This is a genomic window from Mesorhizobium sp. WSM4904, from assembly GCF_029674545.1.
Classification (GTDB): Bacteria; Pseudomonadota; Alphaproteobacteria; order Rhizobiales; family Rhizobiaceae; genus Mesorhizobium.
On sequence record NZ_CP121354.1, the window covers coordinates 6,426,525 to 6,450,175 of the forward strand.

Annotated in this window: 19 protein-coding genes and 1 pseudogene; 11 read left to right on the forward strand and 9 right to left on the reverse strand. The window is 62.9% G+C overall.

The window, feature by feature from the left end:
- The first annotated feature begins 154 nt into the window (after nucleotides 1-154).
- The 8 genes from QAZ47_RS31080 to QAZ47_RS31115 are packed head-to-tail and all read left to right on the forward strand — an operon-like array spanning nucleotide 155 to nucleotide 8,336.
- Complete coding sequence (locus QAZ47_RS31080; RefSeq protein ID WP_278231937.1) at nucleotides 155-805, forward strand: Rieske (2Fe-2S) protein; 651 nt, start codon at nucleotides 155-157, stop codon at nucleotides 803-805.
- Complete coding sequence (locus QAZ47_RS31085) at nucleotides 802-1,647, forward strand: aromatic ring-hydroxylating dioxygenase subunit alpha (protein ID WP_278231938.1); 846 nt, start codon at nucleotides 802-804, stop codon at nucleotides 1,645-1,647. Before QAZ47_RS31080 ends, QAZ47_RS31085 begins: the two co-directional genes overlap by 4 nt.
- Nucleotides 1,644-2,303, forward strand: a complete 660-nt coding sequence (locus QAZ47_RS31090; RefSeq protein ID WP_278231939.1) for a glutathione S-transferase family protein — start codon at nucleotides 1,644-1,646, stop codon at nucleotides 2,301-2,303. Before QAZ47_RS31085 ends, QAZ47_RS31090 begins: the two co-directional genes overlap by 4 nt.
- Nucleotide 2,304: 1 nt before the next feature.
- Nucleotides 2,305-3,684, forward strand: a complete 1,380-nt coding sequence (locus QAZ47_RS31095; RefSeq protein ID WP_278231940.1) for an amidohydrolase — start codon at nucleotides 2,305-2,307, stop codon at nucleotides 3,682-3,684.
- 26 nt (nucleotides 3,685-3,710) lie between these two features.
- Complete coding sequence (locus QAZ47_RS31100) at nucleotides 3,711-4,805, forward strand: BMP family ABC transporter substrate-binding protein (RefSeq protein ID WP_224600985.1); 1,095 nt, start codon at nucleotides 3,711-3,713, stop codon at nucleotides 4,803-4,805.
- A 2-nt stretch (nucleotides 4,806-4,807) separates the two neighbouring features.
- Nucleotides 4,808-6,331 (forward strand): ABC transporter ATP-binding protein, encoded by a 1,524-nt coding sequence (locus tag QAZ47_RS31105; protein WP_278233915.1) that lies wholly within the window; start codon nucleotides 4,808-4,810, stop codon nucleotides 6,329-6,331.
- Nucleotides 6,328-7,428: an ABC transporter permease gene (locus tag QAZ47_RS31110; protein ID WP_278231941.1), complete on the forward strand. Its 1,101-nt coding sequence runs from the start codon at nucleotides 6,328-6,330 to the stop codon at nucleotides 7,426-7,428. The genes QAZ47_RS31105 and QAZ47_RS31110 overlap by 4 nt, the downstream gene beginning before the upstream one ends.
- Nucleotides 7,425-8,336, forward strand: coding sequence for an ABC transporter permease (locus tag QAZ47_RS31115; RefSeq protein ID WP_278204745.1), 912 nt, complete (start codon nucleotides 7,425-7,427; stop codon nucleotides 8,334-8,336). The genes QAZ47_RS31110 and QAZ47_RS31115 overlap by 4 nt, the downstream gene beginning before the upstream one ends.
- 15 nt (nucleotides 8,337-8,351) lie before the next feature.
- Here QAZ47_RS31115 and QAZ47_RS31120 read toward each other — a convergent pair.
- Nucleotides 8,352-8,510 (reverse strand): annotated as a pseudogene (locus tag QAZ47_RS31120) (adenylate/guanylate cyclase domain-containing protein); the annotation flags it as partial.
- A 190-nt stretch (nucleotides 8,511-8,700) separates the two neighbouring features.
- Here QAZ47_RS31120 and QAZ47_RS31125 point away from each other — a divergent pair.
- Nucleotides 8,701-8,835: a hypothetical protein gene (locus QAZ47_RS31125; RefSeq protein ID WP_278204746.1), complete on the forward strand. Its 135-nt coding sequence runs from the start codon at nucleotides 8,701-8,703 to the stop codon at nucleotides 8,833-8,835.
- A 111-nt stretch (nucleotides 8,836-8,946) separates the two neighbouring features.
- Nucleotides 8,947-11,859, forward strand: coding sequence for a trifunctional glycosyltransferase/class I SAM-dependent methyltransferase/polysaccharide deacetylase (locus tag QAZ47_RS31130; RefSeq protein WP_278231942.1), 2,913 nt, complete (start codon nucleotides 8,947-8,949; stop codon nucleotides 11,857-11,859).
- A gap of 116 nt (nucleotides 11,860-11,975) precedes the next feature.
- On the opposite strand, the gene QAZ47_RS31135 is transcribed toward QAZ47_RS31130, so the two are convergent.
- The 5 genes from QAZ47_RS31135 to QAZ47_RS31155 form a co-directional block, all read right to left on the reverse strand.
- Entirely contained in the window at nucleotides 11,976-12,656 is a 681-nt protein-coding gene (locus QAZ47_RS31135) for a redoxin domain-containing protein (protein WP_278204748.1), read from the reverse strand.
- Between the two features lie 18 nt (nucleotides 12,657-12,674).
- Nucleotides 12,675-15,971 carry an adenylate/guanylate cyclase domain-containing protein gene (locus tag QAZ47_RS31140; RefSeq protein WP_278231943.1) on the reverse strand — a complete coding sequence of 1,099 codons (3,297 nt, stop codon included), beginning with the start codon at nucleotides 15,969-15,971 and terminating at the stop codon, nucleotides 12,675-12,677.
- Between the two features lie 240 nt (nucleotides 15,972-16,211).
- Complete coding sequence (locus QAZ47_RS31145) at nucleotides 16,212-17,597, reverse strand: hypothetical protein (RefSeq protein WP_278231944.1); 1,386 nt, start codon at nucleotides 17,595-17,597, stop codon at nucleotides 16,212-16,214.
- A 50-nt stretch (nucleotides 17,598-17,647) separates the two neighbouring features.
- Nucleotides 17,648-18,172 carry a GNAT family N-acetyltransferase gene (locus QAZ47_RS31150; RefSeq protein WP_278204750.1) on the reverse strand — a complete coding sequence of 175 codons (525 nt, stop codon included), beginning with the start codon at nucleotides 18,170-18,172 and terminating at the stop codon, nucleotides 17,648-17,650.
- Nucleotides 18,173-18,347: 175 nt separating this feature from the next.
- A complete protein-coding gene (locus QAZ47_RS31155) occupies nucleotides 18,348-19,343 on the reverse strand; it encodes a hypothetical protein (protein WP_278231945.1) in 996 nt (331 codons plus the stop codon).
- 29 nt (nucleotides 19,344-19,372) lie between these two features.
- Here QAZ47_RS31155 and QAZ47_RS31160 point away from each other — a divergent pair, with 29 nt between their 5' ends.
- Nucleotides 19,373-20,788: an adenylate/guanylate cyclase domain-containing protein gene (locus QAZ47_RS31160; RefSeq protein WP_278204752.1), complete on the forward strand. Its 1,416-nt coding sequence runs from the start codon at nucleotides 19,373-19,375 to the stop codon at nucleotides 20,786-20,788.
- 14 nt (nucleotides 20,789-20,802) lie between these two features.
- On the opposite strand, the gene QAZ47_RS31165 is transcribed toward QAZ47_RS31160, so the two are convergent.
- The 3 genes from QAZ47_RS31165 to QAZ47_RS31175 all read right to left on the reverse strand — a co-directional run bounded on the left by QAZ47_RS31165 (nucleotide 20,803) and on the right by QAZ47_RS31175 (nucleotide 23,651).
- Nucleotides 20,803-21,282: a class I SAM-dependent methyltransferase gene (locus QAZ47_RS31165; RefSeq protein ID WP_278204753.1), complete on the reverse strand. Its 480-nt coding sequence runs from the start codon at nucleotides 21,280-21,282 to the stop codon at nucleotides 20,803-20,805.
- Nucleotides 21,283-21,474: 192 nt separating this feature from the next.
- A complete protein-coding gene (locus QAZ47_RS31170) occupies nucleotides 21,475-22,656 on the reverse strand; it encodes an ABC transporter permease (RefSeq protein WP_278204755.1) in 1,182 nt (393 codons plus the stop codon).
- Nucleotides 22,653-23,651, reverse strand: a complete 999-nt coding sequence (locus QAZ47_RS31175) for an ABC transporter permease (protein ID WP_126090193.1) — start codon at nucleotides 23,649-23,651, stop codon at nucleotides 22,653-22,655. Before QAZ47_RS31175 ends, QAZ47_RS31170 begins: the two co-directional genes overlap by 4 nt.

Genomic DNA, 23,651 nt, shown 5'->3' on the forward strand with positions numbered 1-23,651 from the left:
CCAGCGGGCGTCTGCCTGCCGAGGCGGCATGCACCTTTTTTAGGCATTATTGCCAGTGAGGAAATCTTGTGCAAACGTAACCCGGCATATTGGCATATCCTTGACCGCGAAGCTTCGCTCGGGAAGATGCTGGAGCCGTTTTGAAAGTTGATGCATGCCGCCTTATCCCACCGGCTCATGGATGCCTGTTGCCCTCTCCGCGGACTTGCCGGCGGGAACCGTAATGCCGGCGCAATCCCCGGCCGGACCGGTTGCCCTTTGGCGAACCCGTTCCGGCCGTGCGGCGGCCTTCGCCGACAGATGCCCCCATCGCGGCATGCGCCTTTCCCAGGGCTTCGTACGCGGTGAGACCCTGGCCTGCATCTATCACGGCTGGAGCTACGCCAAGGCGGGAAACTGCCAGCGCATTCCGGCCCATCCGGCATTGACGCCGCCGGACACGATTCGTGTCGCGACGCAGCACCTCGAGGATGGCGGCGGCATCATATGGATTTCGGTTGGCGAACCCGCCGCCGGGCCGCCGCGGTTCGAGGGCCTTGCGCCGCTCCGCTCCATGGTGGTGGAAGCGGGCATCGTGGCGCTGGAGGCGGCCGCGGGCACGAAGGCCGCTGGAGGCCTGCTCGACTACACCCACGATGAACAGGCCGTCTGGCTGCTGCTTGCTCCCGATGGGCAGGCGCGCACGCTGATGCATGTTTTGGTGGACGAGGACAGCAATCCGGACGAGCGTATCGCCGCGTCGAGGGCCGCCGAGGCGCTGCGGCGGGCGGCCGAGGATATTGCACGCGCCGGGATCGCCCGATGACCGGCAACACGATGATCGACGGATGGTACCCTGTCAGCCTTGCTAGCCAGCTCGATGCGCATGGGCGCAGGACGGCCCTGATGGGCGAGCCGATCATGGTGAGGCGCGGCGAAGACGGAAACGCGAAGGTCACGGGCGGCAACGGACGTGACCTGCCGGCCTGCATCCGCTACGGCCATGTCTGGTCATCGCTCGGTGATCCACAAAAGCCGCTGTTTGCGATCCCCGAGGCCGATCAGCCGGGCCGCCGGCTCGTCGATGTCGGGGTGGTGCGCGTGCGCTGCTCGCCATTGCGTGCGGTGGAGAACTTCCTGGACATCGCGCATTTTCCTTTCGTGCATACCGACATACTGGGGGCCGAGCCGCATACGGAGGTGCAGAACTACAAGGTCGAGATCCGAGAGGACGAAGACGAGGTTTGGGCCACTCAGGTGAAGTTCTACCAGCCGCAGGCCGCAAAGTCGGCGGAAGGTGGCATCACCACGGAATACATGTACCGCGTGCCCGCGCCGACCTGCTCGGTGCTCTACAAGACCTGCCCGCCTCGCCCGGCGGAATGGGACGTCATCACACTTTTCGTGCAACCACTTGCCGAAGACCTGTGCGACGTCTGGCCATGGATGGCGCTGTTCGATGACGAAACACCGATGACCGACCTGATCCATTTCCAGCAGACGATCTTCGTTCAGGACCGGTCGATCCTCGAAAACCAGATTCCGAGGCTGCTGCCGCTCGATCCCGGCATGGAGATTCCCACGCGCGCCGACCTTACCTCGGTTGCCTACCGGCGCTGGCTGAAACGCCACGGCTACACCTACGGCGCGCAACTGGTGGCGCAATGAAGCTCTACGACTACGTGCTGTCGCCGAGCTGCTACAAGGTGCGCCTCATGGCTGCGCTGATCGGGGTGACGCTCGACATCCGCCCTGTCGACTTCCATCCCGGTTGCGAGCATCGCGGTCCTGAGCTCATGGCGCTCAATCCGGCGGGGTCGATCCCGATCCTGGAGGATGGCGACCTCGTGCTGACCGAATCCTCGGCCATGCTGGTCCATCTAGCCGCGAAGGCGGCACCCCAATGGCTGGGCAATGATACGGCCGGGCGGGCGGCGCGCGTCCAGCAATGGCTGTCCTTCTCGCACCGGCTGACCTCGAGCCTTGGGGCGGCGCGCTTGCACGAGATGCTGCTGCGTCCGGGCAATATCGCCGCCCTTCAGGAGCAGGGAATAGCGGCCCTGCGGGAGCTGGAAGCCGGCCTCGTCGAACAGCATATCCGCGGCCAGCGCTTCCTCGCGTCGGATCGACCGACGATCGCCGACATTGCCTGCTTTCCCTATGTTGCGCTGGCGCCGGACGGCGGCGTTTCGCTCGATCCCTACCCCGCTATCCGGCTCTGGTCACGGGCGGTCCGCAGTCTCCAGGGCTTCATCGAGATGCCGGGCATCCACCGGCTGCACGAACTGACACCCGCACCGGTCCTCGAAGTCGGCGAGGCCTGACGTGGCGGGCTATTTGCTGAAGGGCTGCGCTGCGGTCATCGTGGACGAGGGCAACGGTCCGGACATCCGACGCAATGTCGATGTCTTGACCGACGGCCCGGCAATACGGGCCATCGGCGCGGGCCTCGACAAGGCAGAGCTGCCCGTTGGAACAGTCACGCAGGACGCCGCTGGCTGGTTCGTCTATCCCGGCCTCGTCAACACCCATCACCACTTCTTTCAATGCTTCGTGCGCAACCGCGCCGATCTGGACTGGACGAAGCTGTCGGTCATCGAATGGCTCGACCGCATCTATCCCATTTTCTCGCGGCTGACTGAGGAATGCTTCTACCACGCATCGGTCACGGCGATGGCCGAGCTGATAAAGCACGGCTGCACGACGGCATTCGACCATCAGTATTGCTTTCCGCGGCAGGCGGGCAAGCGGCTGATCGACCGGCAGTTCCAAGCAGCCGAACTGCTCGGCATGCGCTTCCATGCCGGACGCGGCGGCAACACGCTGCCCAAATCGGAAGGCTCGACCATCCCCGACGCCATGCTGGAAACGACCGACGAATTCATCGCCGACTGCGCCCGGCTGATCGACGCCTACCATGATGCCGGTCCCTTCGGCATGCGGCAGGTCGTCGTCGCGCCTTGCCAGCCAGTCAACTGCTATCGCGACACCTTCGTGGAATCGGTGGCGCTGGCGCGCGACCGCGGGGTGCGCATGCATACGCATGTCGGCGAGGGCGAAAGCCCGCTAATCGAGGCCCGTCACGGCATGCGCACGGTGGACTATTGCGCGGACATCGGCTTCTGCGGGCCGGATACCTTCTATGCCCATTGCTGGGAACTGACCCACGACGAGCTGCGCAAGATGGCCGCGAGCGGCACCGGCGTCGCCCACTGCCCGGAACCGGTCTATCTCGTCGGCGCCGAAATCACCGACATTCCGGCGATGTCGGCCTTCGGACTCAGTGTGGGTCTGGGCTGCGACGGCGCCGCCTCAAACGACAATTCCAACCTGATGCACTGCATCCATTCCGCCTACATGCTGCAGTGCCTGTCGGCGTCGACGCGCGACCATCCGGTGCCGCCGCCGGCCGATTTTCTCGGCTATGCGACGACCGGAGGCGCGGCATTGCTCGGGCGCGGCGACATCGGCAGGCTGGCGCCCCGCATGGCCGCCGACCTTTTCGCCATCGACACGCGGCGCATGGACTATGTCGGCACGCGGCACGATCCGCTGAGCCTGCTGGCCAAGGTGGGCATCGGCGCGCCGACGGACATGACCATGATCAACGGCCGCATCGTCTGGGCCAAAGGCGAATTCCCGGGGCTCGACGAGGCCAGACTGTTCGCGCAAGCCGAGGCGGCGCTTGCGACGGTGGAATTTTAGAAACCAAAACAAGGGGAACCGACATGCTGACAAATCTTACCCGCAGAACATTGATGAAAGGCGCGGCCGCCTCTGGGCTCGTCGCGGCGGTGGGCGGCCGCGCGCTTGCCGCCGACGAACCTCTGGGCATCGTGCTCGTGGTCCCGTCGCCGGTCGGCGATGTCGGCTGGGGCCGTGCGCTCGCCGACGGACTTGAGCCTGTGAAGGCTGCCTACGGCGACAAGGTGAAGGTAACCATCATCGAGAACATACAGGAAGGACCCGACGCCGACCGGATCATGAACAAGGCGGTCGCCGACGGGAACAAGTTCCTGGTCGCCGGCTCCTTCGGCTATCAGAACGGCGCCCTGCAGATCGCGCGCCGCAATCCCGACGTAACCGTGCTGCACGCTTCCGGTTTCCAGGTGGCGCCGAACTTCTCGCCCTTCGCGGCCCAATATTCCCAGGGTACCTACCTTATGGGCATGGCGGCAGCCGCGCTTTCGAAGACTGGCAAGCTCGGCTCGGTCTCTGCCTTCGCCATTCCCGAGCTGATCACCTCCATCAACGCTTTCACGCTGGGAGCGCAGGCGGTGAAGCCCGATGTCGAGGTTTCAGTCGTATGGGTGAACTCCTGGTTCGATCCGGCCAAGGAGCAGGAGGCCGCCAAGGCGCTGCTAGCGCAGAAATGCGACGTGATCTTCTCCAACGCGCAGGACACACCCTCCGTCGTCTCGGCCTGCGAAGAGGCCGGCGTCCCCGCCTTCAACCTCAACTCGTCGATGAAGAAATACGCGCCCAAAAACTACCTCGGCTGCGTGGCGACCGACTGGTCGCCCTTCTTCAAGGCCTCGGTCGACGCCCACATCGCCGGCACCTTCAAGGGCGCAAACGCTTTCCTGGGTGTCGGCGACAAGGTGGTCGAGGTCGTTGACTGGAACCCGGGAATCCCGGCCGACATGATGGCCAGGATCAAGGACGTTGAAGCCAAGATCGCCGACGGCAGCTTCTCGCCCTTTACCGGTCCGATCGTCAAGGCCGACGGCAGCGAGGGCGTGCCCGCCGGCAAGACGATGACCGGGGCCGAGATCGTTGCCATGGACTGGCACGTCAAGGGTGTCACCACGCCGCTGCCCAAGTGACCGTGACCGTCCCGCTCCTGTCGCTGCGCGGCATCTCGAAGAGCTACGGCCAGATCCATGCCAATCGAGACATCGATCTGGATGTGGCTCCACGCTCGATCCATGCGATCCTCGGGGAAAACGGAGCGGGCAAGTCGACGCTGATGAAGCTGATCTACGGCGTCGAGCAGCCGGACGCCGGAATGGCGACCTGGAAAGGAGCCCCCCTGGCCCTCGCTTCCCCCGCGGATGCAAGGCGCAAGGGGATCGGCATGGTCTTCCAACATTTCTCCTTGTTCGAAACACTGACGGTGGTGGAGAACATCCGCCTGGTCGTGCCCAAGGGCAAATCGGATCTCGCGGAATGCATCCGTGCGCTCGGCCGCGACTTCGGACTCGAGGTCGATCCGCTTGCCCATGTGCACGCGCTCTCGGTGGGAGAACGGCAACGGGTGGAGATCATTCGCTGCCTGATGGCCGAACCCCAGCTCCTGATCCTCGACGAACCGACCTCCGTCCTGCCGCCGCAATCGGTGAACAAGCTGTTCGAGACTTTGCGGCGGCTGCGCGACAGCGGCGTTTCGATCCTGTTCATCTCGCACAAGCTGGACGAGATCCGGGCGGTTTGCGACCGAGCGACCATCCTGCGCGGCGGTCGCGTCACCGGCCATGTGGACCCGCGCGACCATGACGCGCACGACCTCGCCCGCATGATGATCGGCCGCGACATGCCGCAGCCCATGCCGGCGTTGGCGCATTCCGGCGGCGAAAAGCGCCTCGAAGTCGTGGGCCTGGACCACCAGCCTGACGATCCCTTCGCCGTGCCGCTTTGCGACGTCAACCTGACGGTGCGTGCCGGTGAGATCCTCGGCATAGCGGGCATATCGGGCAACGGGCAGAGCGAACTCGCGGCGCTGATCTCGGGCGAAACGGTGCTGCCGCGCGAAAAGTCCAATTGCATCTACATGATGGGAAAGGATGTCGGCGCGCTCGATACGGCCGCCCGCCGCCGGCTGGGCTTCGCTTTCGTTCCGGAGGAACGGCTCGGCCGCGGCGCGGTGCCGGAAATGTCGCTCGTCCTCAACAGCCTTCTGACCGCCCATCCGTTCGGCCTGGTGAAACGCGGCCTTGTCGACACAGCTCGCGCGAAGGCTTTCACCGAGACCTGCATCCGGCAATACGACGTGCGCACGCCCGGTTCCGAAGCGGAGGCCAACGCGCTTTCAGGGGGCAATCTGCAAAAGTTCATCGTCGGCCGCGAGATCATGCTGTCGCCGAAATTGCTTTTCGTGGCGCAACCCACCTGGGGCGTGGACATCGGCGCAGCCTCCGCCATCCGCCGGCGCCTTGTCGCCCTGCGCAACGAAGGCATGGGCATCCTCGTCATCTCGGAGGAGCTGGAGGAACTGTTCGAACTCTGCGATTCGATCCAGGTGATCCATCAGGGCTGGCTGAGCCCGCCGCTGGTGACGCGCGACACCAAACCCGAGGAGATTGGCCGCTACATGATCGGCGCGCATTCAACGGCCAGGAAGGTTCCGGCATGAGCGCTCTTTCCAGGCCGTTCCTTCCGGTTTTGGTTCGCCGGGAGCATGCCTCGCTTACCGTGAAGCTGGTCGCCCCGCCCGTGGCGCTCGGCGTGGCGACACTCCTCAATCTCGGGCTCTACCTCCTGATGGGCCGCGATCCGGTCTCTATTTTCCACGCGATGCTTCTGGAGCCTTTCCTGTCCTGGGCCTCGTTCTCGGAAGTTCTGCTGAAGACGGGGCCGCTCCTGCTGATCGCGCAGGGGCTTGCTATCGGCTTTCGCACAAAGGTCTTCAACATCGGCGCCGAGGGTCAGTTCATCCTCGGCGCGATCTTCGCATCCGCCATTCCCATCTGGTTCCCGCAGGCAACGGGCCAGTGGATCTGGCCATCCATGCTGGTCATCGGCGCGCTGGGCGGCGCGCTGTGGGCGTCGCTAACGGCCTTCTGGCGCGTGAAGCTCAACGCAAACGAGATTCTCGTGTCGCTCATGCTGGCGCTCGTTGCCGCGCAATTGCTCAACTATCTGCTTCTCGGCCCCTGGAAGGATCCGAATGGCTTCAATTTCCCGCAATCGGTGATGTTCCAGTTTGACGCGATGGTGCCGATCCTGATCCCCGGCACCCGCGTCAACGTCTCGCTGCTTGTCGCCTGCGCCTTCTCCCTCGCGGCCTGGGTGTTCATGCAGAGGAGTTTCGCGGGTTACAAGCTGCAGGTCGGCGGCCTCGCGCCGCGCGCCGCCGGATACGCTGGCTTCAACGAAGGACGCGCGATCTGGCTTTCGCTCCTCGTCGGTGGCTTCGCGGCAGGCCTCGCCGGTGCGGCCGAGGTGGCCGGGCCGCTCGGACAGCTGCAGCGCTCCATCTCGACCGGCTACGGCTATGCCGCCATCATCGTCGCCTATCTCGGGGGCCTTCACCCGGTCGGCATCGTCTTTTCCGCGTTGCTCATGGCGGCCCTCTATATCGGTGGCGATAACGCCATGGTCTCGGCAAATCTGCCGGTCGCTGCGGTCAGGGTCTTCCAGGGCAGCCTGCTGCTTGCCTATCTTGTCGCCATCGCCTTCGTCCGCTATCGGCTCGAATGGCGCCATGCCGCCCACGGAAGCACGCCATGAACGCCGTGGAATTCATCCTCGCCGGGATGTTGGCGGCGGCTACGCCGTTCCTTCTGGCGGCGCTCGGCGAACTGGTGGCCGAGCGCGCCGGGGTCCTCAATCTCGGTGTGGAGGGCCTGATGGCCCTCGGCGCAGTCATCGCCTTCATCATCGTCTATCAAGGCGGCGGGCATCTCCTGGGTTTCCTCGCCGCTGGTCTCGCCAGCGCCGCTCTTTCCCTTGTCTTTGCCGTCGCGGCGCTGGGATTCCGGGCGAACCAAGTTGCGACAGGCCTCGCCATAGGCATCCTCGGCCAGGGCCTTTCGGCGCTGTTCGGCAAGAGCTTTGAGAGCCTCACGGTCAAGGGGCTTCCGAAACTCTCATTGCCCTGGCTTTCAGATATCCCGGTCATCGGTGGCTTGTTCACCCAAGACATTGTCGTTTGGCTTTCGCTTGCTGCGACCGTCGCCATTTGGGCGATGTTCGCCTACACCAAGACCGGCCTCGTCATCCGCGCCGTCGGCGAGAATCCCAAGGCGGCCCGTGCGCTCGGCTATCCGGTAATCGCCGTGCGCTTCGCCGCGGTCGCTTTCGGCGGCGCGTTCGCGGGTTTCGCCGGTGCCTACGCGGCCGTGGTCTACACTCCGCTCTGGGCCGATGGCATGATCGCCGGGCGCGGCTGGATAGCGATCGCGCTCGTCGTCTTCGGCACTTGGCTTACCAGCCGTATCTTCCTTGGTGCTTGCCTCTTCGGCGCCGTGTCCCTCGCAAGCCTCGCGGCCCAGACAACTGGGCTCGACGTTTCCTCGCAACTTCTATCGAGCCTACCTTATCTCGTGACAATCGTCGTGCTGGGCATCATTTCTTCGAACCGGCGTCTGCTCAAGCTCAACGGCGTGGCTTCGCTGGGAGAGCCTTTCGAACAATAGTGTCGCTCGCCGCCCGTCGCGGGCAAAGGCCAGCGGATTGACGCGATAGAGCGAGTGGTCGTCGACGCTCTTGATCAGCGCCTCGAATTTCGAGATGACGCGTGGGCTCCAGGCTCGCGCTTGCTCCACCTTGGTCATCTTGCTTTCGAGAAGGCGATCGTTGACTACCGTCACGCCGGTTCCTCAAACCTGCCTCGCGACAGCCTACTAAAAAACCAGCGCGATGCGAATGGACTGACTTTCCTTGTTGTACGACAGTCTTGACAGAGCAGTGCTGCCATCCGATGCCGTTATGCGTTTTCGAGGTTCCGAAGCTGGATGATCCAAGATTATGCTCCCATAAGCGTTGTGGTACCGATGGCCAATGCAAACCATCGGCGCAACGCTTGCCGGCATCCGCCGGCAGATCTACCTGGCACTGGATATAGTCGTAGTGGACGACGGGATCGAGGGACGGATCGGGTTCGACGGCCTATGCCAGGCGCAGGAGACTGTTTGAACGCAGCGTCCCTGAAAGCCGTTTCTTTGGCAGGAAATCGCCGGCTATGTTTCGGTACTCTTGTTCTACCTTCGAAGCAGGCGCGGGTAAGACGGCGTGGCGCATAGTCCCTTGGTTTCAATCGTGGTTCCTGCGCACAACGCCGAGGCAACGCTGGCGCGCGCACTCGATAGCCTGCTCGATCAGGAAATGGTGGATTGGGAGGCGATCATCATCGACGACGCCTCCACTGACCGCACGCCCGCGATCATCGCGGGTTATGTGGAGCACGATGCACGATTTCGGACATTGGGGTCTTGCGGGCATAGCGCCGCCGCCGGGCGCAATTGCGGGATTCCCACAGCGCGCGGTCGCTGGCTCATGTTTCTGGATGCGGACGATTGGGTAGATGCCAGCTTTCTTGCGAAAATGCTGGCTGCGCTGAAAACCGCTCCCGATGCAGTGGCCGCCTATTGCGGCTCTCGGCGCATGATGCCCGATGGCGAACTCACCCCGTCGAGCATCGCAACGGAAGTTGCGATCCAGCCCTTCGAAACATTCGCCCGCCGCTGTGCCGTCGGCACGCACGCGCTGCTGGTCGACCGGGAGACGATTGTCGAGTTGGGCGGTTTCGATGTGTCGCTGCGCACTTGCGAGGACTGGGACCTGTGGCAGCGCCTCGCGCGTCTCGGCAAACGTTGGCTGATGGTCGACGAGCCGCTCGCTTTCCATCGGACCAGCCCCAACTCACTCACCCGCAATTCCACGCAGATGCTGGTAGATGCGGAAATCGTGATCGCCCGCGGCTTTTCTCCTGATCCCAGGGTCAAGCACCCAGCATCGGCTCACGCCAATGGAGCGATCGAGGCGAACGGCACCGCTGCCGAAGCGCTCGCGTGGTTCGCGTTGTGGAACTCCGCGTCGGATTGTGGCCGCGGCTTGCGCTCGATCAACCCGCAGTTCCTGCGCGCGCTCCCGGCAGGACGTAAGTGGGCGCGTGAGATCGCCAAGGTGGCCTTTGATGGTCTTATGGTAGGAAGCCTGTCGGTGCCGACGCAACTGGCTGCCAGGTGGGACAGGTTCGCCGGCCCTCTCACCGAGTTGATTGCCGACCTCGGCAAGGTCTGGGACGATCCCATAGCGTGCCGCCGCGTCCAGTATCACCTTGATCAAATGCTTCTCGACTGCGACGACCTTGCCGCGCCGCGCAGACTGGCGCGGATACTCGGAATTCGCGTCGACGCCAGAAATCCGATCTCGATCGAACTTCCGGAGGGGATCGATCAAATCTATGCCGGTCTGATGATGGATGGCCGGATCGAGGCTCGCGTGCAGTTCGCCGCGCTCGGGACAGTGACCAGGCGTCATTGGATTGAATTGATCTCCAATCTCGTGCCTCCAGAGCGGCTTGCACGGGGCGCCGGTGCCGACACGTCGAACATGTTTGCAGCCGAGGCATCGGCGTCTATGGCGGGACACCGGTCTGATCCGGACAGCCACTTCGGCGAGCTTGCGCGATTGGCAGCGGAAGCGCAGAGGCTTGTTCGCTCGAGCGCCGAACCGGCAGAGCCTCTTGCCGCGCCGCGCCGCAAACCGGCCGCTGACGACCGTGACGATGATCGCACGTCGTTTTGGGATCGCCATTTCGCGACCGAGGATCCATGGAAATACGGTTCGCCCTATGAGCAGGAAAAATATGAGCGCCAGCTCCAAATTCTGCCCGCCGGTCCCATCGGACGGGCGCTTGAGCTGGCCTGCGCGGAGGGCCACTTCACGCGGCAGCTGGCGCCGCGCGTGGGCCATTTGACCGCGACTGACATCTCCGCCGTCGCCATCGGGCGCGCGCGCGCGCGATGCAGCAATCTGCCGAATGTCGAGTTCGGCGTGCTGGATCTCGCTGCGGACACGCTGCCGGGTGAGATGAATCTGATCGTCTGTTCGGAAGTGCTCTACTACCTGGACGATCTCGCCGAGTTGCGGCGCGTCGCCAAGAAACTCGTTGAGGCGCTGGCGCCTGGCGGCAGTCTCATCGGCGCACACGCATTCGTGCTCCGAGATAATGTTGAAAGGACAGGCTTCGACTGGAACACATTCGGTGCACAGGCGATCTTAGAGACGTTGGCAGCGACCGAAGGCCTCGTCCTCGAGCAATCGATCCAGACCGAGCTCTATCGCATAGACCGCTTCCGGCGCCTGTCACCAGACGACGTTGCGACGGAACCGATGATTGATCATGTGCCAATCCGTGCGCCCATCGGTATTGGAGTCGCGCGAAATATCGTCTGGGGCGGAGCGCGGGCGTTGCGCCGCGACGTCGCACGTAGCGAGCGGCGGCAGCGTATCCCTGTCCTCATGTATCACGGCGTCTCCGATGATGGTCCGGCCGCCCTCGCCCGTTTTCGGCTCACGCCCGCCGCGTTCGACGGCCAGATGGCCTGGCTGCGCGCCAATGGCTTTCACGCGATTATGTCCGAGCAGCTGGAATGGTACATCGCCAACCGTCAACCTTTCGTTGGCCGCCCAGTGCTCATCACGTTCGATGACGGCTTCCAGAACTTTGCCGACCATGCCTGGCCGATCTTGCGCGCGAACGACCTGACCGCGGAGGTGTTCCTCGTGACGGATCTTGTGGGCGAAAGTGCACGGTGGGACGCCGACAGCGGTCCGCCGACGCCGCTTATGAACGCCGGGACGGTGCGACGCCTCGCCGGCGAAGGTGCGTTCTTCGGAAGCCATCTGGCGACGCATCGCGCGATCGATGGTCTATCGAGCTCTGACTTGGCCGCCGAGCTCCTGCGCTCTCGTATGTTCATCGAACGGTGGACCGGTCGACCAACCGCGGCGTTCGCTGCACCCTTCTCTGTCACCGACCGACGGCTTGGCCGACTGGCCAAGGAGTGCGGCTATCGGATCGGCTTCGGCGGCAGACATGGGCCGGCGGACCTCGATTGCGATCCCATCGACCTTCCGCGCATCGAGGTTCGCGGGGATCGCTCGCTCGATGACTTTGTTGCCCGTATCAAGGCCGTGCTCGAAGAGCCGTAAATCTCAGCAGGGTGCGTGCTGCCACGAGCGTGCGGGCCCGCCGAGGCCAATGTCTAGATTTGTGACAAATTGGTTCCGCTTTCGTTCAGTGTCCCGCCCGTCACCTCGTCGCAGGTCTATGGCGCGACTTGCGACACCGCCGACATCAGCTCCTGTGCGCTAGGCGCCGCGAACATGTATCGCCCGCCCTCTGGAACCTCCGTGAAGCTCCAGCGGACGATGCCCTGCCGGTCTAGTAGGAACTGACCGATCAGTTGTCCGTGTCCCGTCGCCATCATCTGCTCGTCGGCTTCAGTCACCTCGTAATGGTCCCTCTTGTCGAGGAATTCGCTGGCCGCAAAAGGATCCATTGGACCGGGCAACTCGCCTGGTATGTCGACCCGCAAATCCTTTGCCGCTGCCATCGAAACCTTGTACGGCCAGTTCGTCTCGTTTTCGGTGAATTCGAGATTGGGCAGTCCAAAAGCGCGATGCGAAGCGCGTTCAGGGTCGGAGGCCGCAAGCAGATTGGGCATCGGATGGTAGCGGAAATAAAGTCGCGCCCGCTCGATCGGCGTGTTGACCACCGTCAGGCTCCCCACGCCCTTTTCGCGCAGCTCCGGATCGAGCCGCGCCTGGGCGGCGATATGGCGCCGGCAAAACGCACAATGCAGACCTCGAAACAGGCCGACCAGCACGGGCTTTTGTCCGCGAAAGTCGTCAAGCGCGATCTTGCCTTCCTGGGTTATGGCGTCGAGTACCACGTTTGGCGCACGGTCGCCCGGTTGAAGCGGTACCAAGTCACTATGCGCGGACATTTCCAACCTCCCACCCGGCTAGTCGAGAAAAGGCAGCACCACAAGTCCTTCCGGGTCGAGCCCGTGCTGGGCGCATATACCCTGCGCCAAGGAAAAATAGCGCTCGGCCTCGGCCAGATTGTCGAGGTCGAGATTGAGCGTTGCGAGACCATCATAGCACGGAAACAGCAGTTGGGGTTCGCCCGTTTCGCGGGCTACGTTCAGTGCTTCGTGGAACAACCCAACCGCCAGCTCCGGACGGCCGTTGCACTGGTGGATCTGCCCAAGCACGATCAACGGCACCGGCAGATGCTCGCGCTGGTCGAGCGCGCGGTCGATCTCGATGGCCTTCTCGGCGGCAGGCACGCCCTCCGTCGGGCAGCGATCTGTGAACGTACAACAAGCGACCGCCAGATTGGCGAGGAGGCGCGCCTGGAACCCCAAATCACCAATACGGCGCGCCACTTCAAGACCGCGCCGACAGACCTCCATCGCCTTTGCCGGATCGATGGTCGTGTAAAGCACGCCGAGATTGGTGTAGCCGCGACAGGCCGTGCCCGGTAGGCCGGCGGCTTCGGCCAGTTCAATGCTGCGTTCAATCTGACGCACGGCTTCCTGGCTTCGCCCAAGGCGAGCCAGCGCAACAGCCTTGGTGTTGAGCGCCTCGGCGGTCACAAGGGTGGCATCACGCCCTACCTCGGAGGAATGCTCCGCTGTCAGAGAACGTACGCAGTCCAGCGCCGCGTCTGCCCATTTTGCCGCGAGTGCGTGATCTCCGCCACGGAACGCCTGTCGGCCACGTTCTTGCCACAGATGCGCCTGCTCGACCGGGGCATCCGCTCCGTCGAGGAGCGCTGCCGCTTCGGCGTAGCGCGATTCCGCGTTGTCCCGCTTGCCGACGTCCCAGAACAGCCGACCGATCTTGCGCAAAACTCGCGCCGACGCGACGCGATTGGCCGACTCGCGGTATGCCTGCAACACCGTCTCGTAGTGCTGGTGCGCAATCTCGCGGCGGCCTGCCGGGCCGCTCAAATCGGCAATGCGCTCCGCAATTGCCAGTTTGAGCGGCGTTGGCCCGGTCGCGCCCAAAGCCGTCAGTGCTCGCTCGTAGAAACGAAGGGCGTCGTCGTTGGCGTAGATCATGCGAGCGCGATCGCCCGCCGCCTGCAGGTAATGCGCGCCCCTCTCCCGCTCGGCGCTCAGTGCGAAATGATGACCGAGCACGGTCAAATCTTCGAGCCGTTCCGGCTTGTCGCCGCACTGTTGCTCCAAGGCGGCGCCGACGCGCCCGTGGATGTCGGTCCTGCGTTGCAGGAGCAGATTCTGGTAGATCACGTCCTGCAGCAGCGTTTGCGTAAAGCGGTAGCTTTGCGACGAGACCGAGCCTGATCCGGCAACTTCCTCGATGATTTCCGCATCGCAAAGCAGTTCGCAGCCGGCTTCCAGGCGGCCGGGGTCGGCCGTCACGGCTTTCAGAAGTAGGGCGTCGAAGCGCGGGCCGATTACCGCGGCTTCCTGAGCCAAGCGGCGCACCTCCTGGGGCAGCCGGTCGACGCGAGCAAGCAACATTGCCTGGATCGTGGCGGGAATGCCGGTTGCGACTTCGCCCGTCACAGTCCGCCATTGCTGACCCTCGCGCATCAATACACCGCGATCGATAAGGCTGCGGACGATCTCCTCGATAAAAAGCGGGTTGCCGCCCGCGCGCTCGAGGATCTGGTCGAGAAGCCCTCCTGCCGAGGCTACCCAGCTCTCGCCGAAAAGCGCCGCCAGCAGGCTGCGTCCGTCATCGCTGTTGAGCGGCGAAAGCCTGAGCGCTGTGTGACTGACACGGCTTGAATCGAGCTGGTCGTTGTGCGGCGCCGGACGATGCGTGACCAGCAACATCACCCGCGTGCGTTCCAGCCTGTCCATGACGAAACGCAGCGCCTCGAGCGACACGGCGTCGGCCCAGTGCAGATCTTCGACGACGATCAACAGCGGCGACAATGCAAGCCGCCGTTCGATGATCGTGCGGACTGCGTAGAGAATTTGCCGCCGCAACTGCTCGGGCTCGACATGCTGCAAGGTGGCGTCGGGGTCGCCAAGGCCCAGCACATGGTAGAGCAAAGGCATCAGCCGCTTCACCTCCTCGCCCTGCAGGCCGAGATCGGTAAGCAAGTCTGCGAGCTTGCTCCGCATTTCCTCCCCACTGTCGTTTTGCATCATCCCGGCAGCGCTGCGCACCACTGCACCCAAAGCGCCGAATGATTGTTCGCCAAGCGGCGAGCACGTGGCCTGTCGCACGGCGACGTTGCAAAAACGATCCTCGTCGCCGACGCGGGCGACGAACTCCTTCACCAGCCGCGATTTCCCGATACCGGCCTCTCCGACGAGGCGGACAAGTTGGGCCGAGCCGCCACACGCCTGATCAAGACTGGCCAGCATTCTATCGAGCTCCGCACCGCGGCCTATCATCGGCGCGCTGAGGCCGAGCGCCTCGAGCCCACGCGCTGCACGCGGCGCCGCAAGCGGTCCATCCAGTCGGTGGACGAGCACGCTGCCAGCCTTGCCGCGAAGCACGACATCACCCAGCGACTCGTAAGCAAAGGCATGCCGGGTCAGCCTGTGAGTGAGCTCGCCAACCAGCACCTCACCCGGTGCGGCCAGCGATTGCAGGCGTTGCGCCGTATTCACCGTATCGCCGGTTACCGAATAGGATTTGGCGGTGCCGATGCCCAATCCCCCAGTAACGACCGGACCAGTGTTTATGCCGATGTGAAGCAACAGAGGCGAGCCGGAGTGGAAGGTGCTTTCGCCGAGCCGTGCCGTCCGGGCCATCATGTCGAGAGCGGCGCGAAGCGCACGTTCCGGATCGTCCTCATGCGCGACCGGCGCACCGAACAAGGCAAGCAGTGCATCGCCGATGAACTTGTCGACGAAACCGCCAAAGTTTCGCACTGCCGCCGTCAATTCCTTGAACAGTTCGTTCTGCAGCGTTTGCATGACCTCTGGGTCGAGCTGCTCGCTGAGTGTGGTGAAGCCGCAAAGGTCGGCGAATAGGACCGTCACCGTACGGCGATCGGCGTCAGAGACGGGATGCCGCCCATCGCCTTCGATGTTCGGAAGCAGCGACGGAGTTCGAGAAGGCGGCACAATGGTCCGGCTTGGTGTCGGAGCAGGCCGTTCGACGGCTTTTGCCGGCGCACCGACGCTGGCCCCACATTTCGGACAGAACTCGAAATCAGGTTGGCAGGGGTAGCCGCAATTGCCGCACGGCACGGGCTGGCGCTTGCCACACTTCGGACAGAAGGCGTAGCCGCTCTCAACCTGGAAACCGCAGCCCGAGCAGTCCATCGAACAAGACCTCACTTGCGGCCGTGACGGCGTGATGTCGCTACGCGCTTCACGGTCAGGATATTCCCAAGGATGAACCGATAGCCGTCGACCGGCAAGCGGCAGCGCATATGAGCATCGAGCAATCGACGCGGATCCGGTGGCAGAGCGCGCTCGATAGCCTGCTCGATCAGGAAATGGTGGATTGGGAGGCGTCGACGACGCCTCCACCGACCGCACGCCCGCGATCATCGCCGGTGTTCAGGTCGCCTTGATTCCTGCCTGGCCGATTTTGCGCCATCGGGCGTTTTCGCGAACCAGCTTCAGGTCGTCGGTCGTCTCGGCAAATGTCCGCAATCGGTATTGCCGAAGCAGGTGCGGGAAGAGTGCTTCTTCCGGCAGGCCGGCAAGCTGCTCGCGGACCGAAATCTTTTCATCGATGACCCGCGTGCCCCAGGCATTTTCCCGAACTTGCAGTTCCGCGGCCAGATCGCGCTCTTCCGGCGCGTTTTCGTCCAGTACAGCCAGCAGGATCGAGTGGAAAAGCGCTACATAGCCAATCTGTCTCAGGCCGCCCACGACCCTTACCCGCGGCAAGATAGCGAGGACGAGGAACATCAGGAACAAATTCGGCAGCAGCACGCCGCCGAGCAGCGCCTGCCTGAGATGCAGCCGCTCGAACGGGATGGAAAGACCATGCGGCCTGTCAGGCTCGATCAGGTGCCCGTTCTCGAGGACGAGCCTGCGCACGCGCTCCTCGCGGATGCCCCAGAAATAGTCCGTGGTATTGGGCAAGAATCTGCCGAATGGGCCCGATGCGGCCTCCTGCAAGGCTTGTTCGAGACGCTGCCGTCTTGCGGGTTCGATGAGCAGCCTGGAAAGAAGGCTGCCGTCATGTTCCAGATGCCGCGCCATGGCGGCGGCGGCGAGCCGATCATCGATGAAGACGGGAACGGTCATGCCGGAACGATCCCAATTGGCGACCAGAGCCTCGTTGAGGGCTGTCAGCCCGTCGGCGGCGGTTCCAAACACCTTGTCCTGACGGGCAAGCAGAGTGCCCAGCCAGCGGCTGGCGTCCGTTTCATCGCCCACCGCTTCGAGCGCGCGCTTGTTGAGGGAGACGGGACCGGCCACGCAGGCGCTTTTGCGGCACAGCTTGTGGCGCCCCATGCCAAAGAGGTTGACCTTATCGTCGCCGACATCGAGCCATCCCGGCCCCTCCCGGCCAACTGTTTCCATGGTCATCGTCGTTCCCATGAAATTGACGAAGGCCGACAGCCCGTTTTCGACCGCGCCGATCCAGGCAAGCAGGAGGGCATCGAAGGTGATCCGGTCCATCAGAAGCAGGCAGTGCAGGCCGGATTGAATCACCGGTCTGTGCTCGAACTCTTCGAGGGCCTTGCCGATCTCCTCGGGCTGCATAATCGCACCGAGGCGTTGACGCAGGACGTCGCGCAGGATCGAGCGGGCAGCGATTGCCGGGCCCGAGGCAGGCCTTGCCACCGGCCGCCACAGATGGCGGGCATAGTCGGAAACCGATGCATTCCAATTCTGCTCAATGTCGCGCACGACTTCCGGGCAGAGCAGCGACAGCACGGCCAGAATTTCCGTCGGAGGCGTAGGGGTTGGATCAGCGACGGCGGTCATTGGTCCCGTCTAGCCCCATGTGGTGCAAACGCCAAGGGAAACAGCGAATCTTAGAACCGCAGTCGTGCCATGCTCAGGAGGTCGTGGTACTGCCCGTCGGTAAAACCGGCCTTCACATGCCGACCTTCGATCTCGAAGCCGTGGCTTGTGTAAAGACGGATAGCCGGTTCGTTGTCGGCATAGACGGTCAATTCGACCCGCTTCAGGGCCCGCCAGTTGTCGGCCACGTCAAGCAGCGCGCCAAGTATGGCGGAGCCGATGCCCTTGCCGACAAAGGCATCGTCGACGCCGATATTGATCTCGCCGACATGCGAACGGCGCGGCGAGTCCTGTGCGACCAGGCTGCCATGGCCGACGACCCTGCCGTCCACCTCGGCAACGATCCAGGTGGTTTCCTGGCCGGACTTGGCGATGCGCCGCTCCACCTGCTCCACCCTTTCGAAGGGCATCCTGAACGTGCCCCAGCGGAAGCCCGGCATGTTGAAGATAGCGCAAAGCGCCTCCGCATCGCTTGACCGGACGGGTCGGAGCTGTGGCCGGATCTTCTCGGACGATGGCGAGGTCGTGCTGGTCATGGCGTTCCCGGCTAGAGCAATTCCAGGAAAAGTGTAAGCGGTTTTCCGCCCGGAATTGCGTCAGCACAAAGAGATAGAGCAGTTCGCCGTTTCCTTTGAAACGGTGAAATGCTCTAAGCAATCGGTCCGACACGATGCACCGGACCTCACCTGAAAATCCAGCCGTCTCTTTAACCTACGATGCCGGTTGCGAGCTGAAATATTGGGAGGCGGCGTAGAGCTTGAAGGCGCCGCTGATGCAGATCCAGCCGAAAAGGGCGAGCCAGCACAACGTCCCGGTCGCCGTCCAGTTGATCCGGTGCACCGCAGCGTCGGTGATGACGAGGCCAAGGATGGCAAGCAGGCCAACCAGAAACTGCGCCAGGCCCAGCACCAGCAGTTCCTCGCGCGGCGCGCTTCTCAAGACGAGATATATCCCGCCCGCACCGGCGAGGAAGATGGCGCTGTAGACCTGAGCGTGGAAGGCATCGACCGGCCATGGCCAGAAGCTGCTGAATGTCAGGGGAAACAGCAACAGGCCGATGCCATAGAATCCGAGGATCGCCAATTCCACCGGCATGTAGCTGCGCCATGCCGGGTTTAAGGTGACGCCCTTTGCAGAAGGACGGTCCCTGGCCCGCCACAGGAACAGCCCGGACACCGCGACCGAGCCAAGATAGACCAAAAACCAGAGCCAGGGCGCTTTGCGCTCGAAGTTGAAATAACCGAGATTGATGAACGAAGCTGCCGACACGATGACGGTGAAGATGAAGGCCATGACGAGCACGAGCCTGCCGGGCGACCAGCGATTCCAGAACAGCAGCGCCGCCATCACGACCATTTCGGCGGTGTAGAAGCCGCCGAGGAAGCGGGCATTGAACGGGGTGACGGCCCAAGGCCAGCGCGGCTTGACCAGCATAGGCGCGAAAAACAGGCCCGCGCCCACGATCAGGACGATGATCACCACCACGGAGAAAAGGCGCAGAGTCGCGGGAAATGGCGGATTGTCGGATGTCGGCATGGGAGAAAGCCCCAAAGATGAACGCCCGTGGACCATCATAGTGCCGCTTGCGGCCGGTGAAAATCTGCCGGATGGAATTGAACTGTCACCAGGCTTGTCTATTCGAATGGCCGTACTGTCCGTTTCGAAGTAAAATGCAGCGGCCAGACCAAGGAGCGGTCCGGTCAACATGGCTTGGGCGCATTTTCGGAGCCTGCACGATGAACGAAGCTCAGGATCTGTTCTCGCTTCTGCGGCAATCACCAGATGTCGATCCACTGGCAATCGACGCGATCCAGCGAACCATCGCGGAAGGCGGGGACCGTGAGCTTTGCCGCATCAATGCGCTGGCCTTCGCCAGCAAGCATGGCCTTGATGAGGAGCGCGCCATAGGCGCCTTTCTCCATGCTGCGCGGGTTGGCATCTTCGACATTTCCTGGAATGTTCTGTGCCCCGGTTGTGGCGGCGTGCTCGACACCAACGCCACGCTGAAAACCCTGCAGAAGGACGAGTACACCTGCTCGCTGTGCGCCGAGGGCTATTCGCCGACCCTCGACGAGATGGTCGAGGTGACATTCACCGTCAGTCCTCGCGTGCGCAAGATTGCCGCCCACAATCCACACGAACTGCCGTTGGTGGAATATTTCCGCCAGATCTACTGGGCGTCCGGTGTCGATCTGCCGGAAGAGGATTTCGCCAAGACGATGGAAGCGTTCTCGCTGGAGGATATCGAGCTTGCGCCCGGCGAAAGGGCTGTTCTACCCGTGCAGCTTCCGTCCGAATTCATCATCGTCTTCGAGCCGGTCACCCATTCAGTGCAGTTCATCGACGTCAAGGGAGAACCGACAAGGGAGCGCCGAAGCCTCTCCTTGGTCTTCGACCGCGAGCATATCCAGAGCCAGACGCTGGAGATGCAGCCCGGCCCGTTGCGCATTTCGCTGGAAAACAGGACCGACACCCGCGTGCTGCCGACGGTCTTCATCGCCGGAAAGGAATTGCATGATCTCCTGGGAAAACGCCGGCCCTTCCTGACCGCCAAGCGCCTGCTCACCAACCAGACGTTTCGCGATCTCTATCGCACGGATACGCTCGACATCAACCAGCGCCTGAAGATCACCAGCCTGACCTTCCTGTTCACCGACCTGCGCGGATCGACCGAGCTTTATGAGCGGGTGGGCGACCTTTCAGCCTTCGATCTCGTGCGCGAGCATTTCCAGGTTCTGCACGAGATCGTCGCGGCGGAGGCAGGCGCGGTGGTGAAGACGATCGGTGATGCTGTGATGGCGACCTTCGCGACGCCTGATCGTGCGATTGCCGCGGCCCTCAGGATGCGCGATGCCATGCGTGCGCTCAATGAGAAGAGCGGGCGCGAGGACCTGTTGCTCAAGATCGGAGTCCATGCCGGCCCCTGCATCGCCGTTTCCATGAACGAGCGTCAGGACTATTTCGGCCAGACGGTCAACATCGCTTCGCGAGTCCAGAACCTTGCCAACGCACAGGCGATCTTCGCCACTCGTGCGGTGGTCGACGACAATCTCACCGCCGATCTGCTGCGCAGGAAAGCGCTGAAGCCGGAGCCCCACGAGGTTTCGCTGCGCGGCATCGAGCGAGAGATAGCGGTCTATACGATCCCCTGAAGACTTCTCGCCCCTCACACGCGCCTGCAGATAAAATAACGATCGGTGGGCACCGAGGGCGGCGGCGGGAGGCCTTGCAACTGCGGGTGATCGAGCGGCGTGCCGCTGACCGCGATGCCGCCGACGCGAAGCAGGCGCGCGGTCAGATCGGGAAGCCAGGTAGCGGTCACTGCATCGAGATCTTCATAGCCGGTGCCGATATCGGCGTGAACAAGAGCGGCGTCGATGCCAAAGAACCTGGTTGCCGTCTCGCGTATTTCGCCGAGCACGAGGTTTTCAGCTTCGGGAATTGAGCTGGCGTGTGCGGCAAGCGCGCGGTCGAACGCCACGATCCGGCGTCCGGGCAGGCGCTCGCGCAGATGATGAAACGTCCGGCCATTGCCGAGGCCGAGCTCGATGATGGGGCCCTCGATGTTCGCCACCTCCGCGCAGACTTGATCGAGAATGTCGCGCTGCGCGGTCAACCTGCGGATGAAACTCTCGAGGCGGCTCATATGCGTTTGTGTGTCCTGAACCAGCTCAAGAGATCGGCAATGCGCGGGACCAGGGTGAAACGCAACAGTGACGTGCTAGGCCCGATCCAGCCTCGCCGCATATAGAGGCGAACGGTGAACGCTGCAACAACCGAACAGGCCGCCGACAAGCCAGTTGGAGTCTGCGGCCCGGCATGCGGCGGAATGGAGATGTCACTTGTAGGGGTCCGCGGCATCCCGCAAGCCGTCGCCGAGGAAGTTGAACGCCAGGATGACGAGAATGACGGGGAGGATCGGCAAAAGCAGCCATGGATAGAACGCGATCACGCTGACGCTGCGCGCCTCGGTGAGCAGGATGCCCCAGCTGGTTATAGGCGCCCGCAGGCCGAGCCCCAGGAAGCTCAGCGCCGTCTCGCCCAGGATCATGCCGGGTATGGAGATCGTCGCCGTCGCGATCAGATGCGACATGAAGCCCGGAATGAGGTGCCGCCGGATAATGCGGCCGCTGCTGGCGCCCATCAATTGCGCGGCCAGAACGTAATCCTCCTCACGCAAGGCTAGAAGTTTTGAGCGCACGGCCCGCGCCAGTCCGGTCCAGTGGAGCAGCCCGAGGATGACGGTGATGCCGAAATAGATCAGGATCGGGCTCCAGGTTATCGGCATGATCGCCGCCAGAGCCAGCCATAGCGGGATGCTGGGAATCGATTGCAGAACCTCGATTATCCGTTGAACGATCAGGTCGAAGATACCGCCGTGATAGCCGGCCAGCCCCCCGATGACGATGCCGAGCAGGAAGCTGAAACCGATGCCGACAAGGCCGATTGTCAGTGAAATGCGTGCGCCATAGATGATGCGCGAGAGCACATCGCGTCCCAGCCTGTCGGTGCCGGCCAGAAAGAGCTGGCCGTTCTCGGCAGGGCAGACAAGATGCCTGTCGCCTTCGATCAGGCCCCAGAACCGGTAACTGTCGCCCTTGCAGAAGAAACGGATCCGCTGAACATCATCCTGTTTATCGGTGTAGTTTCGCTTGAGCGTGTCCATGTCCAGCGTCATCTGGCGGCCATAGACAAACGGCCCGACGAACTGGCCATTGTGGAACAGGTGCACCTGCTGCGGCGGCGAATAGATGTAGTCCATGTTGCGCGTGTGCAGATTGTAGGGCGCCAGGAACTCGCAGATCAGTATCCCGAGATAGAGCGCTACCAGGAATATGCCGGATATAAGGGCAAGCCGGTGCCGTCGGAATTTCCACCACATCAGCCGCAACTGCGACGCCTGAAAGACCTTCGACTGCTCCGCCGTCATCGCCTCGACCGACTGCAGGTCAAAGGGCGCGATGGATACGTAGTGTTGCAGCGGGGCACCCGGAGCGGGCAGCGGCGATTGCGTGTTCATTTGGTGCTGCCGCCCTGCAAGCGAATTCGCGGATCAAGCAGCGCCAGCGCCAGGTCGGAAATCAGGACTCCGATGACCGTCAGGAAGGCGAGGAACATAAGGAACGACCCTGCCAGATACATGTCCTGGCTCTGCAGCGCCCTGATCAGCATCGGCCCGGTCGTTTCCAAAGACAGCACGATCGCCGTGATTTCGGCGCCGGAGATGATGGCCGGCAGGATGGAGCCGATGTCTGAAATGAAGAAATTGAGTGCCATGCGCAGCGGATATTTGACCAGCGCCTTGAAGGGGTGAAGGCCTTTGGCGCGCGCGGTCACGACATATTGCTTGTGAAGCTCGTCGAGCAGATTGGCGCGCAGCCGCCGGATCATGCTTGCCGTGCCCCCGGTGCCGATGATCAAGACCGGGATCCAGAGATGGGCGAGGATAGACTTCGCCTTGGCCCAACTCATCGGTTCGCCGAGATATTGCTGGTCCATGAGATGGCCTATGGACGTGCCGAACCAGATGTTGGCGAAATACATCAGGATCAGCGCCAGCATGAAGTTCGGAATGGCAAGGCCTAGAAGGCCGAACAAGGTCAGGCCGTAGTCGCCCCAGCTGTATTGATGCGTGGCGGAGTACATGCCGATCGGAAAGGCGATGAGCCAGGTGAAGATGATCGTGACGAAGGAAACCAGCACGGTCAGCCACATTCGGTCACCGATGACATCGCGAACCGGCAGCTCATATTCGAAGGAATAGCCGAAATCGCCGTGTAGCATCCCGCCGACCCAGTAGAAGTAGCGAATGACCGGCGGCTTGTCGAAACCATACTCCTTGCGCATCATCTGGATGCGATCGGAATCCACCGCTTCGCCCTGAGCCCGAAGTTCGGAAACATAGCTGTCGAAATAGTCGCCTGGGGGAAGTTCGATGATCGTGAACACCAGCGCCGATATGACCAGCAGCGTTGGAACCATCACGGCGATGCGCCAGACAATATATCGAAGCAC

Bases quoted from the DNA above. Each gene is read 5' to 3' on its own strand.
- QAZ47_RS31080 (WP_278231937.1), top strand. From the start codon at position 155: ATGCCGCCTTATCCCACCGGCTCATGGATGCCTGTTGCCCTCTCCGCG.
- QAZ47_RS31085 (WP_278231938.1), top strand. From the start codon at position 802: ATGACCGGCAACACGATGATCGACGGATGGTACCCTGTCAGCCTTGCT.
- QAZ47_RS31090 (WP_278231939.1), top strand. From the start codon at position 1,644: ATGAAGCTCTACGACTACGTGCTGTCGCCGAGCTGCTACAAGGTGCGC.
- QAZ47_RS31110 (WP_278231941.1), top strand. From the start codon at position 6,328: ATGAGCGCTCTTTCCAGGCCGTTCCTTCCGGTTTTGGTTCGCCGGGAG.
- QAZ47_RS31115 (WP_278204745.1), top strand. From the start codon at position 7,425: ATGAACGCCGTGGAATTCATCCTCGCCGGGATGTTGGCGGCGGCTACG.
- QAZ47_RS31125 (WP_278204746.1), top strand. From the start codon at position 8,701: ATGCAAACCATCGGCGCAACGCTTGCCGGCATCCGCCGGCAGATCTAC.
- QAZ47_RS31135 (WP_278204748.1), bottom strand. From the start codon at position 12,656: ATGTCCGCGCATAGTGACTTGGTACCGCTTCAACCGGGCGACCGTGCG.
- QAZ47_RS31140 (WP_278231943.1), bottom strand. From the start codon at position 15,971: ATGGACTGCTCGGGCTGCGGTTTCCAGGTTGAGAGCGGCTACGCCTTC.
- QAZ47_RS31145 (WP_278231944.1), bottom strand. From the start codon at position 17,597: ATGACCGCCGTCGCTGATCCAACCCCTACGCCTCCGACGGAAATTCTG.
- QAZ47_RS31150 (WP_278204750.1), bottom strand. From the start codon at position 18,172: ATGACCAGCACGACCTCGCCATCGTCCGAGAAGATCCGGCCACAGCTC.
- QAZ47_RS31155 (WP_278231945.1), bottom strand. From the start codon at position 19,343: ATGTTGACCGGACCGCTCCTTGGTCTGGCCGCTGCATTTTACTTCGAA.
- QAZ47_RS31160 (WP_278204752.1), top strand. From the start codon at position 19,373: ATGAACGAAGCTCAGGATCTGTTCTCGCTTCTGCGGCAATCACCAGAT.
- QAZ47_RS31165 (WP_278204753.1), bottom strand. From the start codon at position 21,282: ATGAGCCGCCTCGAGAGTTTCATCCGCAGGTTGACCGCGCAGCGCGAC.
- QAZ47_RS31170 (WP_278204755.1), bottom strand. From the start codon at position 22,656: ATGAACACGCAATCGCCGCTGCCCGCTCCGGGTGCCCCGCTGCAACAC.